At 70.0% G+C, this 13,968-nt stretch carries 19 protein-coding genes; 8 read left to right on the plus strand and 11 right to left on the minus strand.

Annotated features, from left to right (window positions below):
- Positions 1–57: 57 nt before the first annotated feature.
- The 6 genes from AC4GYY_RS05385 to AC4GYY_RS05410 form a co-directional block, all read right to left on the minus strand.
- Positions 58–474 (minus strand): DUF3617 domain-containing protein, encoded by a 417-nt coding sequence (locus tag AC4GYY_RS05385; protein WP_491119186.1) that lies wholly within the window; start codon positions 472–474, stop codon positions 58–60.
- A gap of 113 nt (positions 475–587) precedes the next feature.
- Positions 588–1,499, minus strand: a complete 912-nt coding sequence (gene hslO, locus AC4GYY_RS05390) for an Hsp33 family molecular chaperone HslO (protein WP_491119187.1) — start codon at positions 1,497–1,499, stop codon at positions 588–590.
- Between the two features lie 34 nt (positions 1,500–1,533).
- On the minus strand, positions 1,534–2,451 hold the full coding sequence (argF, locus tag AC4GYY_RS05395) for an ornithine carbamoyltransferase (protein WP_491119188.1): 918 nt from the start codon (positions 2,449–2,451) through the stop codon (positions 1,534–1,536).
- 146 nt (positions 2,452–2,597) lie between these two features.
- Positions 2,598–3,794: an aspartate aminotransferase family protein gene (locus AC4GYY_RS05400; protein WP_491119189.1), complete on the minus strand. Its 1,197-nt coding sequence runs from the start codon at positions 3,792–3,794 to the stop codon at positions 2,598–2,600.
- Positions 3,795–3,884: 90 nt separating this feature from the next.
- Positions 3,885–4,244 carry a hypothetical protein gene (locus AC4GYY_RS05405; protein WP_491119190.1) on the minus strand — a complete coding sequence of 120 codons (360 nt, stop codon included), beginning with the start codon at positions 4,242–4,244 and terminating at the stop codon, positions 3,885–3,887.
- Between the two features lie 128 nt (positions 4,245–4,372).
- Entirely contained in the window at positions 4,373–5,434 is a 1,062-nt protein-coding gene (locus AC4GYY_RS05410; protein WP_491119191.1) for a DUF5694 domain-containing protein, read from the minus strand.
- Positions 5,435–5,506: 72 nt separating this feature from the next.
- Here AC4GYY_RS05410 and AC4GYY_RS05415 point away from each other — a divergent pair, with 72 nt between their 5' ends.
- Positions 5,507–6,337 (plus strand): TIGR00266 family protein, encoded by an 831-nt coding sequence (locus AC4GYY_RS05415; protein ID WP_491119192.1) that lies wholly within the window; start codon positions 5,507–5,509, stop codon positions 6,335–6,337.
- Positions 6,338–6,342: 5 nt separating this feature from the next.
- Positions 6,343–7,155: a hypothetical protein gene (locus tag AC4GYY_RS05420; RefSeq protein ID WP_491119193.1), complete on the plus strand. Its 813-nt coding sequence runs from the start codon at positions 6,343–6,345 to the stop codon at positions 7,153–7,155.
- On the opposite strand, the gene AC4GYY_RS05425 is transcribed toward AC4GYY_RS05420, so the two are convergent.
- Positions 7,152–7,580, minus strand: a complete 429-nt coding sequence (locus AC4GYY_RS05425; RefSeq protein ID WP_491119194.1) for a (deoxy)nucleoside triphosphate pyrophosphohydrolase — start codon at positions 7,578–7,580, stop codon at positions 7,152–7,154. The two genes, AC4GYY_RS05420 and AC4GYY_RS05425, sit on opposite strands and share 4 nt — an antisense overlap.
- Before the next feature lie 32 nt (positions 7,581–7,612).
- Between AC4GYY_RS05425 and AC4GYY_RS05430 the strand changes: the two genes are divergently transcribed.
- From AC4GYY_RS05430 to AC4GYY_RS05440, 3 genes are all read left to right on the plus strand, one after another.
- Positions 7,613–7,819 carry a Flp family type IVb pilin gene (locus AC4GYY_RS05430; protein ID WP_491119195.1) on the plus strand — a complete coding sequence of 69 codons (207 nt, stop codon included), beginning with the start codon at positions 7,613–7,615 and terminating at the stop codon, positions 7,817–7,819.
- Between the two features lie 139 nt (positions 7,820–7,958).
- Positions 7,959–8,123 (plus strand): Flp family type IVb pilin, encoded by a 165-nt coding sequence (locus AC4GYY_RS05435; protein WP_491119196.1) that lies wholly within the window; start codon positions 7,959–7,961, stop codon positions 8,121–8,123.
- Between the two features lie 73 nt (positions 8,124–8,196).
- A complete protein-coding gene (locus tag AC4GYY_RS05440) occupies positions 8,197–8,367 on the plus strand; it encodes a Flp family type IVb pilin (protein WP_491119197.1) in 171 nt (56 codons plus the stop codon).
- A gap of 3 nt (positions 8,368–8,370) precedes the next feature.
- On the opposite strand, the gene AC4GYY_RS05445 is transcribed toward AC4GYY_RS05440, so the two are convergent.
- From AC4GYY_RS05445 to AC4GYY_RS05460, 4 genes are read right to left on the minus strand one after another with little or no spacing between them, the layout of a single operon-like run.
- Positions 8,371–9,315, minus strand: a complete 945-nt coding sequence (locus AC4GYY_RS05445; protein WP_491119198.1) for an acetyl-CoA carboxylase carboxyltransferase subunit alpha — start codon at positions 9,313–9,315, stop codon at positions 8,371–8,373.
- A gap of 9 nt (positions 9,316–9,324) precedes the next feature.
- Entirely contained in the window at positions 9,325–10,185 is an 861-nt protein-coding gene (locus AC4GYY_RS05450; protein WP_491119308.1) for a tyrosine-type recombinase/integrase, read from the minus strand.
- Between the two features lie 32 nt (positions 10,186–10,217).
- A complete protein-coding gene (locus AC4GYY_RS05455; protein WP_491119199.1) occupies positions 10,218–11,972 on the minus strand; it encodes a hypothetical protein in 1,755 nt (584 codons plus the stop codon).
- On the minus strand, positions 11,962–12,099 hold the full coding sequence (locus AC4GYY_RS05460; protein WP_491119200.1) for a hypothetical protein: 138 nt from the start codon (positions 12,097–12,099) through the stop codon (positions 11,962–11,964). The genes AC4GYY_RS05455 and AC4GYY_RS05460 overlap by 11 nt, the downstream gene beginning before the upstream one ends.
- A gap of 79 nt (positions 12,100–12,178) precedes the next feature.
- Between AC4GYY_RS05460 and AC4GYY_RS05465 the strand changes: the two genes are divergently transcribed.
- Genes AC4GYY_RS05465 through AC4GYY_RS05475 form a run of 3 tightly spaced genes read left to right on the plus strand, consistent with a single transcriptional unit; the run spans position 12,179 to position 13,967 of the window.
- Positions 12,179–12,733 (plus strand): shikimate kinase, encoded by a 555-nt coding sequence (locus AC4GYY_RS05465; RefSeq protein WP_491119201.1) that lies wholly within the window; start codon positions 12,179–12,181, stop codon positions 12,731–12,733.
- Positions 12,730–13,827, plus strand: a complete 1,098-nt coding sequence (gene aroB, locus AC4GYY_RS05470) for a 3-dehydroquinate synthase (protein ID WP_491119202.1) — start codon at positions 12,730–12,732, stop codon at positions 13,825–13,827. Before AC4GYY_RS05465 ends, aroB begins: the two co-directional genes overlap by 4 nt.
- Positions 13,827–13,967 (plus strand): DUF2256 domain-containing protein, encoded by a 141-nt coding sequence (locus AC4GYY_RS05475; protein ID WP_491119203.1) that lies wholly within the window; start codon positions 13,827–13,829, stop codon positions 13,965–13,967. The genes aroB and AC4GYY_RS05475 overlap by 1 nt, the downstream gene beginning before the upstream one ends.
- Position 13,968: the final 1 nt, after the last annotated feature.

The following is a 13,968-nucleotide window of genomic DNA, read 5'->3' on the forward strand; positions in this document are numbered from 1 at the left end:
CGAAGGGAGAAACGTGCCCGCATGAAGGAACACACCCCGCTTGCTAACGGCGAAAGGTTAACGCTGGGCTAAGCCGGCACCGCATGCGCCGGCGAACCGCGCCTCGTAGGTGATGTCGTAGGGCGCACCCTTAGCCACGCCTTGCGTGTGGAGCCGCAGGATCGTCCGACTCTCGACGGTCAGCTCGGTCGTGCCGTTGCCCGCGCCCGGGCAGACGAACCGAACGGTCGCCGCGCTGCCCTCGTCACTGATCGTGCGGAACGTGCAGGCGGCGGTGCCGTGCTGAATCTGGAGCAGTCGCCTGACATCGCTCGCGCACAGCGCCCGCGGCGGTGTCTTCTCGCCGACCTCGTGGATCTGCCATTGGCCTGCCTGCACCTGCGCCATCGCCCCGACGCCCTCGGCCGTCGCCACTCCGCCCATGCCCGCGAACATTCCCGCCGCAAGCGCGCGCACCATCGCCGCTCGATTCATCTCCGCTTTCCCCGTTATCGGATCGGCAAGCCCGCGCGCCCCAGACGAATCCCGCCGATCGGTCGGTCGTCCGTATAGCACGAACCGCATGACAACGCCGAGTCCGGCGACGGCTATGCGACCAGCTCGTCCAGTCGGACGGGGAAGACGCTGGCGCAGAAGCGGCAGTCGACCGAGATCACCCCGTCCGCATCCGCCATCTCGCGCCGCTCGTCGGCGGGAAAGTTGGCGAGGACGGAGCGGATATGCTCCAGGTTGCAGCGGCAGCCGCGCACCAAGGGGGTCGCGGCGAGGACGCGGACCGCCTCCTCCTCGTTGAAGAGCCGCCACAGCAACGTCTCGAGCGGAAGCGCGGAGTCGGCGAGCTCGTCGGGCCCCATCGTTCCGCCCAGCGCGGCGACATGCTCCCATTCGGGATGATCGAGCCGGGTATGGATGCGGTCTCGGCCCTCCTCGCCCTCCGGCAGGTGCTGGAGCAGCAGCCCGCCGGCGATCGTCCGGCCGCCCTCGTGTCGGATGCCGACACGGACGAGTGTGGGGATCTGTTCGGACTGGGCGAAATAGCTCTGCGCCGCTTCCGACAGCGTCGCGCCGTCGAGCGGGACGATGCCCTGGTAGCGCTCGCCCGCGGTCGCGAGGTCGAAGGTGATCGCGAGATATCCGGCCCCGAACAGCGCGAACAGCGACGGGTCGGCGGGCGCCGCCGCCAGCCGCTCGGCGTCGAAATCGACATAGCCGCGCAGCTCGCCGCCCCGATAGTCGCAGACCAGCAGCTTGACGATGCCGTTGTCGGTCTGCGCCTGCATGGTCAGCTGCCCCGCCGCCTCCTTGAGCGTCGAGCCCATCAGCGCGGCGAGCGTCAGCGCCTCCGCGAGCAAGGCGGCGATCGCGGGCGGATAATCGTGATCGGCGAGGATCCGATCGAGCACCGGGCCGAGCCGCGCGACGCGCCCGCGCGCGTGGCGCGACGGAATGGTGAAACCGAGCGCGCGGTCGAGGTCGAGGGTCGTGATGTGGTCTGTCATGTCCGACCCGATTTGGGGAGACGGACGGAGGCGATCAACCGATCTGGCCGAAGCACCAGCGGAGGATCGCCTTCTGCGCGTGGAGCCGGTTCGCCGCTTCGGCCCAGATCAGCGACTGCGGCCCGTCGATCACCTCGGCGCTCACCTCCTCGCCGCGGTGCGCGGGGAGGCAGTGGAGGAACTTCGCGTCGGGACTGGCGAGCGCCATCAGCGCGGGCGTCACCTGATAGGGCAGCATCGCGCGGAGCTTGGCGTCGGCGTGCGTCTGCCCCATCGAGATCCAGGTGTCGGTGACGACGACGTCCGCCCCCTCCCCCGCCTCGCGCGGATCGGCGACGACGCGAGCGCGGCCGGAGCCGCGGACGATCGCCTCCTCCTCGGGCTGGAAGCCCTGCGGGCAGGCGGCGACGACGTCGAAGTGCATCAACCCCGCCGCCTCGACCAGCGAGGCGAGGACGTTGTTGCCGTCGCCGAGCCAGGCGACCTTGAGGCCCGGGAGCGCCTTGCCGCTTTCGAGGATGGTCAGCAGGTCGGCGACGATCTGGCACGGGTGCGAGACGTCGGTCAGCCCGTTGATCACCGGGACGGTCGCGTGATGCGCCATCTCCTCGAGCTTGGCGTGATCGTCCGTCCGGAGCAGGATGGCGTCGACATAGCCCGACAGGACACGCGCGGTGTCGGCGACGGTCTCGCCGCGGCCGAGCTGGGTGGTTCCGGCGTCGAGGACGATCGAGGTGCCGCCGAGCTGGCGGATCGCCATGTCGAACGACACGCGGGTACGGGTGGAGTTCTTCTCGAACACCATGGCCAGCGTGTGGCCGGCGAGGGGAGCGTCGGCGTCGGCGCGGCCCTTCGGCCAGCCCGCACGCGCCGCCTTGCGGTCGAGCGCATCGGCGAGGATCGCGGCGAGGCCGTCGGCGCCGGCGTCGGAGAGACTGAGAAAGTGACGCATTCTGAAATCCTCCCCGGCACGGGGAGAGGGACCATTCGCTTCTTGAGCGAATGGTGGAGGGGGCTCACCGCGAGCGAACCGCCTGCCGCACTCCCCCTCCACCATGTTTCGCATGGTCCCCCTCCCCGTGCCGGGGAGGATTGAAGTTAGTCATCCATCGCGCCCGCGAACGTCCGCGCGCCGTCGCTCAGCCGCTCGACGCATTCGGCGATGTGGGTCTCGTCGATGATCAGCGGCGGGAGGACACGGAAGACGTTCTCGCCCGCAGCGACGGTCAGCAGGCCGTGGTTGTCACGCAGGTGGGCGACGAACTCCCGGGCGACCGCAGGCTCCTTCATCTTGATGCCGAGCATCAGCCCCTTGCCGCGGATCTCCTCGAACAGGTGATCGTGGTTGGGGATCATCTGCTCGAACGCCTGGCGGAGCCGGTCGCCCATCGCCGCGACATTCTCGAGGAAGCCGGGCTCGCCCATCACGTCGAGGACCGCCTCGCCCGCCGCCATCGCCAGCGGGTTGCCGCCATAGGTCGAGCCGTGGGTGCCGATCACCATGCCCTTCGCCGCCTCCTCGGTGGCGAGGCAGGCGCCGAGCGGGAAGCCGCCGCCGATGCCCTTGGCGACGGTCATGATGTCGGGCTCGATGCCGTAATGCTCGTACGCCCACATCTTGCCGGTGCGGCCGTAGCCGCACTGGATCTCGTCGAGGATCAGCAACAGGCCGTGCTCGTCGCAGGCCTTGCGAAGACCCTGGATGAACTCGGGCGTGCCCGCGGTCATCCCGCCTTCGCCCTGCACCGTCTCGACCAGGAAGCCCGCGGTCTCGTCGTCGATCAGCGCCAGCGCGGCGTCGAGGTCGTTGAACTTCGCATAGTCGAAGCCGGGCAGCAGCGGCTCGAAACCGTCGCGCATCTTGGCCTGATCGGTCGCCGAGATCGCGCCGATCGAGCGGCCGTGGAAGGCGTTCTTGAAGGTGATCAGCTTGTGCCGCTGCGGGTTGCCGTCGACGTAGTGATAGCGGCGCGCGGCCTTGATCGCGCATTCGATCGCCTCGACGCCGGAGTTGGTGAAGAACAGGGTGTCGGCGAAGGAGAGGTCGACGATCCGCTGCGCCAGATGCTCGCCCTGCGGCGAGCCGTAGAGGTTGGAGACGTGCATCAGCGTCCCGGCCTGGTCGGCGATCGCTCTGGTCAGCTTCGGATGCGCATGGCCGAGCGCGTTGACCGCGATCCCCGCCGCGAAGTCGAGATACCGTTCGCCCTCTTCGCCATAGAGGTACACCCCCTCCCCTCGCACCGGCCGCACCTTGCAGCGCGGATAGACGGGCATCAGCGGGGTGATCGGCACGGGACGTCTCCTGAATGAAGAAGGGCGGCCCCCTCGGACCGCCCTTCTCCTCGATAGGTCTCCGGCGCGCGTCGCGCAACCGGGAGGCGGCTATTCCTTGCGAGCGAAGGTCTTGCCGGTGGCGGGGTCGTAGCGCAGCGCCACCACCGACACCTTGCACAGGTCGATCGCGTTCCAGGTCGCGCTCCTGCCGCTATCGTAGGTGACCTTGAGGTCGTAGAGGCACTTGTCCTCGCCGTGGTTGAACGAGATCTCGAAGCGCTGGCCGTTCTCCAGCACGTCCTTGTCGAGAACGTCCTCTTCCCAATTGTCCGCCGCCGATTCCGACACGTAGATGTTCTGGATCGTCTTGCCGGTGCCGTTGATGACGGTGAAATCCTGCGTCCCTGCGATCGCCGGCACGGCGAACGTCATCGTCGCGGCCGCGACGGCCACCTTCCAAAACGTCATGTGCATCCCCCTGTGGTCCGCCGCGGCCCCCCGCCGGGCGACGCGCGCTGCGTAGGGCCAAGCCTAACGCCTTCGCAACCATTTGTACGGTCGACCATCTTTTTTCGCGAGGAACCGCACGTTGCGGATCAGCGCAGGACGCTTTGCGTATCCGCGACGCGGACGTCGTGGAGCGACGCCAGATAGGCCTTGAAGTAGCCGGCATGGCTCGCACCGACGATCGTCAGCAGGCGGGCGCCGGGGCGCTTCTGGAGGACGGCGCGGATGTTCGCGACCATCCGCAGGTTCCGCGTCTCCCACCAGCCGACGTACATGCGTCCGTAATGCGGGGGCGACGGCTCGCGCAGCGCCGCGCCGAAGTCGCCGGCGAAGGCCCGCTCCGCCTCCGCCGGAGCATTGTAGGCGCGGTAGAGGGCAAGCGTGCCGGCGGGGGTGCCCAGCTTCGCCTCCAGCGCCTCGTTCGCCGTCTTGCGGACGGCGCTGGCCGGATTGTCCCAGGCGGCCTGAACGGCCTTGCCATACGCCTCGTCGGCGCCGGTCTCGTCGTCGGCGGTGTGATCATCGGTCGGATACACCCGGTCGAGTCCCAGCCGGGCGGCGAGCACGGCGGCGAGCAGATTGTCCTCGTTGCGCTTGGTCCGCCGCGCATCGAGCACGTCGACCAGCGAGCGGTCCAGCCCATCGCCCATGTGGCGCTCCGCGGCGGGGAGGCGCAGCCACTGGGTCAGCGCCGACGCCGGTTCGCCGGCGGCCAGGAACAGCGCCGCCAGCCGCCGGCGCTGCGCCGGCGTGGGATCCTTCCAGGTCGCCAGCGTCTTCGCAATTTCGGTGAGCGCAGCGGGCATGTCGATCCCCAGCGCCTTCTGCGCCGGCGACGGATCGAAACAGTAGCTGTCATAGGCATCGGGGTGGAGCGCGGCGTAACGCTTCAGTTCCTCGCACTGCGGCCCGGACACCGCCTCGATCGTGATCACGTCCGGCTTCCACGCCGCAAGGCGGTCGATCACCGGCGCGAGATGCTCCGGCGCGAAGCTCTTGGGCAGGCCCGACAGATGGGGGGTGCCGAGCACCAGCACCTGGCTGGGCGGCCCGGCGAAGATGCGGTGCGCGCGGGGATCGAACCCCTGCGCTCCCGCCGCGACGCCGCACGTCAACGCCAGCGCACCAACCCACCGTGTCCGTATCCGCATGCCGTTTCCTCCCGCTGGCGCACGGGCTATCATCCGTGTATTAGCGGATCAACACACTTTGCGGAGACGACCATGCCGAACAGTCCGTGGAGCCACATGCGCAAGAGCGGCGTCGCCGACGACATCGATTTCGAGATCAAGGGCGAGGAGCTTCAGTTCGTCGAGATCGAGCTCGATCCCGGCGAGAGCGCAGTGGCGGAGGCCGGCGCGATGGTGTGGAAGGACGCCTCGATCGAGATGACGACGGTCTTCGGCGACGGCTCCGGGCAGCAGGGCGGCGGGTTCATGGGGGCGCTGCTCGGCGCGGGGAAGCGGCTGGTCACCGGCGAGAGCCTGTTCACCACCGTCTTCACGCATCAGGGATCGGGCAAGGCCCGCGTCGCCTTCGCCTCGCCGACGCCGGGCGCGATCCTGCCGATCCGGCTCGCCGATCTGGGCGGAGTGCTGATCTGCCAGAAGGACAGCTTCCTCGCCGCCGCCAAGGGCGTCTCGATCGGGATCGAGTTCCAGCGCCGGGTGATGACCGGGCTGTTCGGGGGCGAGGGCTTCATCATGCAGCGGCTGGAGGGTGACGGCTGGATCTTCGTCCAGATGGGCGGCACCGTGGTCGAGCGCGAGCTGCGCGCCGGTGAGGAGGTCCACGTCGATACCGGCTGCCTCGCCGCCTATACGCCCTCGGTCGATTTCGACCTGGTCAACGTCGGCGGGATCAAGACGATGTTCACCGGCGGCGAGGGCGCGTTCTTCGCGCGGCTGCGCGGGCCGGGCAAGGTCTGGATCCAGTCGCTGCCGTTCGCGCGGCTGGCGGGGCGGATGCTCGCGGCGGCCGGCGGCAAGGGGCAGAACCGCGGCGAAGGATCGGTGCTCGGCGGGCTCGGAGACTTCATCCAGGGCAACGACTGACCGCGATGCCGACCGTCGCCCTGCCGATGCCCGACGGTCGCGCGCTCACCTTCGAGGTGCGCGACGTGCCGTCGTCTCCCGCGCTGTTCGCGCTGGGCGTGCGCAAGTCCGGGTCGAGCCTGATGAATATGCTGCTCACCCGCCTCGCCAAGGCGAACGAGGTGCCGGTGGTGAAGGTGCCGGACGCCGCCTTCGCGCAAGGCTATCGCTACCCGGACTGGAACGACAATCCGCACCTCTGCGCCATGCTGCGGCCGGGCAACCTCTACGCCGGTTTCCGCGAGGCGCCGACCGGCTTCTACGCCGACCCGCTGTTCCGCGGTGCGCCCAAGCTGCTGCTCGTCCGCGATCCGCGCGACGCGCTGGTCAGCGAATATTTCTCCAGCGCCTATTCGCACCGTCTGCCCGATCGAAATGCCGAGTCGTCGCCGGTGACGACCCAGCGGGAGGCGGCGCTGGCGAGCGAGGTCGAAGACTTCGTGCTGTCGCGCGCGCCCGAGCTGAACCGCACGATCGACGGCTTCGCGCCGCTGCTCGACGACCCCAGGCTCCGGCTGTTCCGGTACGAGGAGGTGATCTTCGACAAGGTGGCCTGGATCCGGGCGATGATGTCGCACTTCGGCTGGTTCGCGCCCGCCCCGTTGATCGCGCGGATCGTGGAGAAGCACGACATCGTGCCCGACGAGGAACGCCCGACCGAGTTCATCCGCAAGGTGGCGCCGGGCGATCACCGCGCCAAACTCAGCCAAAAGACGATCGCGGCGCTGGACGCGATGCTGTCGCCGACGTGGCGGCGGCTCGGCTACGAGCACGGCTAGATCAGCCGCTCCAGCAACCCGATCAGCGGCCTGTCCGCAGGCGGCATCTCCAGCGCGTGAAGCTCCAGGGGCCGCGCCCATTTCAGCCCTGCCGCAGCCAGCGCGCGCGGCACGCCGATCCACTTGCGGCAGGTGTAGAGCAGCAGGACGAGGTGGCGGTCGCCATGCGGCGCGCTGGCGAAGGTCGCAGGGAACAGGCAGCCGCACGGGACCGAGATCGCCAGCTCCTCCTCCAACTCGCGCACGAGCGCGTCCTCGGGCGTTTCGCCGGGCTCGATCTTCCCGCCCGGGAACTCCCACAAGCCTTCGAACATCGTGCCGGCGGGACGCTGCTGGACGAGCACCCGCCCGTCGGCGTCGATCAGCGCGACCGCGACCACCGGAAACAAGGGCGGAGCGATGCCCGCCGCGCGCACGTCAGTCATTCGTTAAAGGTTCCTGCATACTTCACGTCGGCATGGCCCGACCACCGTATCTCCGCAATCGTGGCGTCCGGCGCTGGCTGCGGATGCTTGGCCGCGACCGGCGCGGAGCGACCGCGATCGAATACGGGCTGATCCTGGCATTGGTCACGATGGCGGTGATGGGGGCGATCATCGGCGTCGCCGACGTCACCACCAACATGTGGGGGAACATCAGCTCCAAGGTGCAGGCGGCGCGCTGACCCCCTTCTTGCCGCTCGGCAAAAAAGTTCCGCCTCCCATAAACGCTTTCTCAACCGCTCGACCTTTATCCCGATCAGGTCGGTCCGGTCCTCCGGTCCGGCCGGGTGACTGAAGTACGAGACCATTGGAGACCGGAACATGCAGAAGATTCGCACCTTCCTGAAGAACAACAAGGGCGCCACCGCGATCGAGTACGGCCTGATCGCCGCGCTGATCGCCGTTGCGGCGATCGCCGCGATGCAGGGCCTGGGCAATCAGCTCACGAAGACGTTCAACAACGTCTCGACCAACATGAAGGCGTAAGCTTTCGCAGGAAGACTGGACGGGGGCGGCGGAACCGAGTTCCGCCGCCCCTTTTCCGTACGGGAGAACAGATATGTTGAACAGGATCATCGCGCTCATCCGCGACGTTCGAGGGGCGACCGCGATCGAATACGGTCTGATCGCCGCGCTGATCGCCGTCGCCGCGATCGCCGCGATGCAGGGCCTCGGCAATCAAGTGAAGAAGACCTTCACCAACGTGTCGAGCAACATGAAGGTCGGCTAAGCGTCAGCCCGCGCGACCCATCGTCAGGAACTTCTCCCGTCGATCCCGGCGCAGCGCATTCGCATCGAGCGGGGCGAGATCGCCCAGCGCGCTCGCGATGGCGCTGCCGAGCGCCTCGATCGCGCCCGCCGGATCGCGGTGGGCGCCGCCCAGCGGCTCCGGGACGATCGCGTCGATCACCCCCAGTCCCTTCAGGTCCTGCGCGGTGACCTTCATCGCCTCCGCCGCCTCCGCCGCCTTGTCGGCGGTGCGCCACAGGATGGAGGCGCAGCCCTCCGGCGAGATCACCGAATAGACCGCGTGTTCGAACATCAGCACCCGGTTGCCCGCGGCGAGCGCGACCGCGCCGCCAGAGCCTCCCTCGCCGACGATCGACGCGACCATCGGCACGCCGAGCGCAAGACAGGCCTCGGTCGAGCGCGCGATCGCCTCGGCCTGCCCGCGCTCCTCGGCCTGGATGCCGGGGAACGCGCCCGAGGTGTCGACCAGCGTCACCACCGGCAGCCCGAATCGATCCGCCAGCTCGACCAGCCGGATCGCCTTTCGGTAACCCTCCGGCTTGCCCATCCCGAAATTGTGCCGGAGCCGGGTGGCGGTGTCGTCGCCTTTCTCATGCCCGACCACCATCACTCGCCGGCCGCGGAACTGAGCGAAGCCGCCGAGGATCGCCTGATCGTCGCCGAATGCGCGGTCGCCGGCAAGCGGCACGAACTCGTCGAACAGTCCGGCGACATAGTCTTTGAAGTGCGGGCGCTCCGGATGGCGCGCGACCTGGGTCTTCTGCCAGGGCGTCAGCCTGGCGAAGGTATCGCGCAGCAATTTGTCGGATTTCGCCTGGAGCTTCGCGATCTCCGGCCCGAGATCGACATCGGCGCCGGTCTCGCGCAACTCGTCGATCTGCGCCTGAAGCTCGGCGATCGGCTTCTCGAAGTCGAGGAACACTGGCATTGCCGGGCGCTATCGTTCGCGACGGGGAAGGTCAACGAGCGGGTGGCGCGTGTTGACCAGCTCGACCAGCCGGCTCGCGTCGACATGGGTGTAGATCTCGTTGGTGGCGATGTCGGCGTGGCCGAGCATGGCTTGGAGCGCGCGCAGGTCGGCCCCACCCGCGAGCAGGTGCGTGGCGAAGGCGTGGCGCAGCACGTGCGGGCTGATCCGCTCGGGCGGGATCCCCGCCTCCGCCGCCAGCGTCTTCACGAGTTGATGAAGGCGGACGCGCGACAGGTGGGTCTTGCCTGAGGGAAACAGGAACGGGCGATCCGGATCGACATGCGCACGCCACGCCGCAACGGCGGCGCGGGCACGATCCGAGATGGGGACCAGCCGCTCCTTCGATCCCTTTCCCCAAAGGATCAGGTATGGGCGGTCCGGCGCGACCGCGTTGCGGGGCAGCGACACCAGCTCGGTCGCCCGCAGGCCCGAGCCGTAGAGCAGCTCGACCAGCGCGGCGAGCCGGAGATCGCGCGGGTCCGGCGGATCGCGGGCGATCCGCGCCGCGACGGCGGCGAACAGCCGGTCGACGTCGTCGATCGAGAGGGTCTTGGGCAAGGCGCGGCGCTTGCCCGGTCGGGGCAGCGAGGACCCCGGATCGTCGGCACGCAGCCCTTCCTCGGCCAGGAACGCGAAGAAGCGCCGCAGCGTCGCCGCCTTGCGCGCGACCGTCGAGGCGGCGAGATCGCGCCACCCGTGCGCGACGCGGTGGATCAACGCCTCGTCGGCCTCGGCGAGCCTGCCGGCCGCCGCCTCCGACGCGAGCAGCAGGTCGCTGCGGTACGCCGCCAGCGTGTTGCGCGCGGCGCCCGCCTCCGCCGCCATCATCTCGAGGAAGCGCTCGATCAGCGCCCGGTCACTCACCCGCGGGCGATCGCCTCGGCGGCGATCATCCGCGCCTCGCCCGAGAGCCCGACCTGACGCAGCGCCGCCACGATCCGGTAGAGCGCCTCCGGCGGCACGCCGGCCCAGGTCGGCGTCTGCATGCCGATCGCGGCGAGCAGCACCACCGTCCCCGGCTGGCCGGTCGAGGCGGCGCGGTCGATCGCGCGGGTCCAGGCGTCGCGCGTGCCGATCTTCACGTCGAGCGCCGCCGCCCCGCGCTCGACGTCGCCCGGCGCAAGCCGGCCGAGCCCGGCCAATCCCGCGAAGAACAGCCGTTGCTTGCGCTGCACGTCGCCCTTCGGCGCATAGGCGGAAAGACTGCCGTAGGCGACCGCGTCCCGCGCATCCGGATCGGCCAGGAGCAGCATCGCCCAGGCGTCTCCGCCCTCGGGAACCGCGCCGGCCCAGCGCTCGGCGGTGCGGTCGAGGCCGGCGGAGAGCATCGCCGCGACCAGCGGGTCGACGTCGTCATCGTCGCGGTCGACCGGCAGCCGCGCCGCCGCACCCGCGGTCATGACCAGCCGTGCATAGTCGCCGCCGCGCCACAAACCGTCGAGCCCCGCGCGCCGCGCGGCGAGGTCCGCCCCGACGTAAGCGGCACGCAGATCGTTGGCGACCGCAGCGACCGCGGAGGGCGTGTCGTCGGCCTCGTCGGCGGCGGCGTAGAGATCGACCAGCGCGGCGCTCGACAGCACGCCCATCGCGGCCGCGCGCTCCGCCGCCGCGACCCGGTCGGCCAATGGGATCGCAGGGGCCTGCGCCCGCCAGCCCCATAGCTGCGGCCCCGCCGTCGCATAGAGCGAGTCCGGTACCGCGACGCCGGTCGCGGTCGCGAGCCCCCACCGCCAGGCGGTGAGATCGCTTACCGAATCCCATTCGATCGTCACCGCCTGACGGCTGTCGATCCCCGCCCCCATCACCTTCTGCGCCAGGTTGAGGTCGACGCCGCTCGCCACGCCCTTGCGCCGGGCGGCGGCGAACAGCGGCTGCGCGCTGCCGGACGGCCCGGCCAGCGCGGCGCACATCGCCTGTGCCAAAATCCACCCACGCGCTCCCCAGACACTTTGAGGCTGATGCGCGAGCGCGATCGGGGCGAGCGGGCAGAGGCCACCGGGATCGCCCGTCGCGAGCATGGCCTGCATCCAGACCTGCGACAGCTTCGGGGTCACGTTGTCGAGATCGACCCCCTGGACCAGCGCCCGCGCCGCAACCGACTCGCCCATCCGCAACAGCAGCCACGCGCGCTCGGCGGCGAAGTCCGCTCCGTCGACCCCGGCGGGCGTGGCGGTCGCCGAGAGCAGCATCCGCCGCAGCGTGATCGACAGCCAGCGCGAGGGCAGCGGCGCCGCGGTGCGGCGCATCAGGATCTCGAGCCAGCGGCCGTTCGCATCGCCGAAAGCGTCCGCGCCGAAGCCGTCGGCGACCCCGACCCGATCGAGCGAGCGGCGGGCGAAGGCCGGCATCTCATATTCGGCGAGCTGAGTCGCATCGAGCGGGGTCGGCGTGGCGCTGGGACTCGGCGTCGACGACGGCAGCGCGTCGGGGGAGGCCGTGGCGGTGCTCGCCGCCACCGGCGCGCTCGGCTGCGGCGCGGCGGACGTCGGCGCCGGTGCGGGCGTCGCCGGCTCGCCGAACCCCGGAGGAAGGATCGATTCGGGGGACCGGTCCTGCGCGACCGCCGCCGCGCCGACGGCGAGCGCCGCGGCCGCGAGCGCCAGTCTAGCTCGCAAGGTTGGTCAGCTCGACAGTTTTCTCCACCCGCGTGGTCGGACGCTCCTTCGCGCGCGAGGCGAGCAGCGCGAGCCCGCCGACCACGACCAGGACCACGACGACGACCGAGACGAGGAGGCGAGACATAAGGGTTCCTGGCACACGACAAGCGGCGGGACGCCGGCCTATCGCCGCCCGCGCGGGTCGCTGTATAACGGTCACCGCAATGTTGCAAAGCCAGCCCGTGCAGCCTCCGACGCCTCCGCCGACATGGACCGGACAGCCGATCGTGCTGGTGGGGCTGATGGGCGTCGGCAAGTCGACCGTGGGACGCCGGCTGGCGCAGCGGCTGTCGCTCGCGTTCGTCGACGCCGATCATGAGATCGAGAGCGCGGCGGGGTTGTCGATCAGCGAGATCTTCGCGCGCTATGGCGAGCCGTACTTCCGCGACGGCGAGCGCCGCGTGATCTCGCGGCTGATGGACGGCACGGCCAAGGTCATCGCGACCGGCGGCGGCGCGTTCATCAACGAGGGGACCCGCGCGCTGCTGCTGGAACAGGCGCTGGTGATCTGGCTGGATGCCGAGATCGACGTGCTGGTCGAGCGGGTCCGGCGCCGGGACACGCGCCCGCTGCTGCGCGAGCGCGACCCGGGCGAGGTGCTGCGCGAGCTCGCCGCAACACGCAATCCGCACTATGCGCTGGCGCACCTGCGCATCGTCAGCCACCACGCCCCGCACGAGGCCACGGTGAAGGCCATCCTTGAGGCGATCGGACGGTGAGCGTGGTGACGGTGGAGCTGGGCGCGCGGCGCTATCCCGTGCGGATCGAGGCCGGGCTGCTGTCGCGGGCGGGGGAGCATGTCGCGGCGCTCGTGGGCGGGCGGCCGGTGTCGATCGTCGCGGACGAGAATGTCGCCTCGCATCTTGCCACCCTCACCCGCTCGCTGGACGCGGCGGGGGTGGCGAGCGAGGCGCTGGTGCTGCCCGCAGGGGAGACGACCAAGAGCTGGGCGATGCTGGCGAAGACGGTCGACTGGCTGCTCGCGCGCGGCGTCGAGCGGGGCGATCATGTCGTCGCGCTGGGCGGCGGCGTGATCGGCGATCTCGTCGGCTTCGCCTGCGCGATCCTCAAGCGGGGCTGCCGGTTCGTCCAGATCCCGACGACCCTGCTGTCGCAGGTCGATTCTTCGGTCGGCGGCAAGACCGGGATCAACACCGCGGCGGGGAAGAACCTGGTCGGGGCGTTTCACCAGCCGTCGCTGGTGCTGATCGATCCGCAGGTGCTCGACACGCTGCCGCCTCGGCAGGTGCGGGCGGGCTATGCCGAGGTGGTGAAATACGGGCTGATCGACGATGCCCCGTTCTTCGCCTGGTGCGAGGCGAACGGGGCGGCGCTGCTCGCCGGCGACGCGGATGCGCGCCGATATGCGATCGCTCACGCGGTCGCGGCCAAGGCGCGGATCGTCGCCGCCGACGAATATGAGACCAACGGGACGCGCGCGCTGCTGAACCTGGGCCATACCTTCGGCCATGCGCTGGAGGCGGAGGCGGGCTTCTCCGACAAGCTGCTGCACGGCGAGGCGGTGGCGGCGGGGTGCGGGCTGGCGTTCGACTTCTCGGCCGCGCAAGGGCTGTGCGAGCGCGAGGACGCCGAACGGGTGCGCGATCACTGGCGAGCGAGCGGGCTGCCGGACGGGCTGGTCGCGTCCGGGGTGCGGGCCACTCCGGAGCGGCTGATCGAGCTGATGCGGCACGACAAGAAGGCGAGCGGCGGGCGGCTCCCCTTCCTGCTCGCGCGCGGGATCGGGCGGACCTACCTCGATCGCGACGTCGACCTCGCCACGGTCGAAGCCTTCATGGCGCGCGCCGCGTGATGCCCAACGGCGTCCGCAAGACCGACCTGCCGACCAAAGTCTGCCCGGCCTGCGACCGCCCGTTCGCGTGGCGCAAGAAGTGGGTGCGCGACTGGGAGAGCGTGATCTATTGTTCGGATGCGTGCCGAAAGAAGCGCTGAG

This window comes from Sphingomonas sp. SP6 (assembly GCF_058313435.1).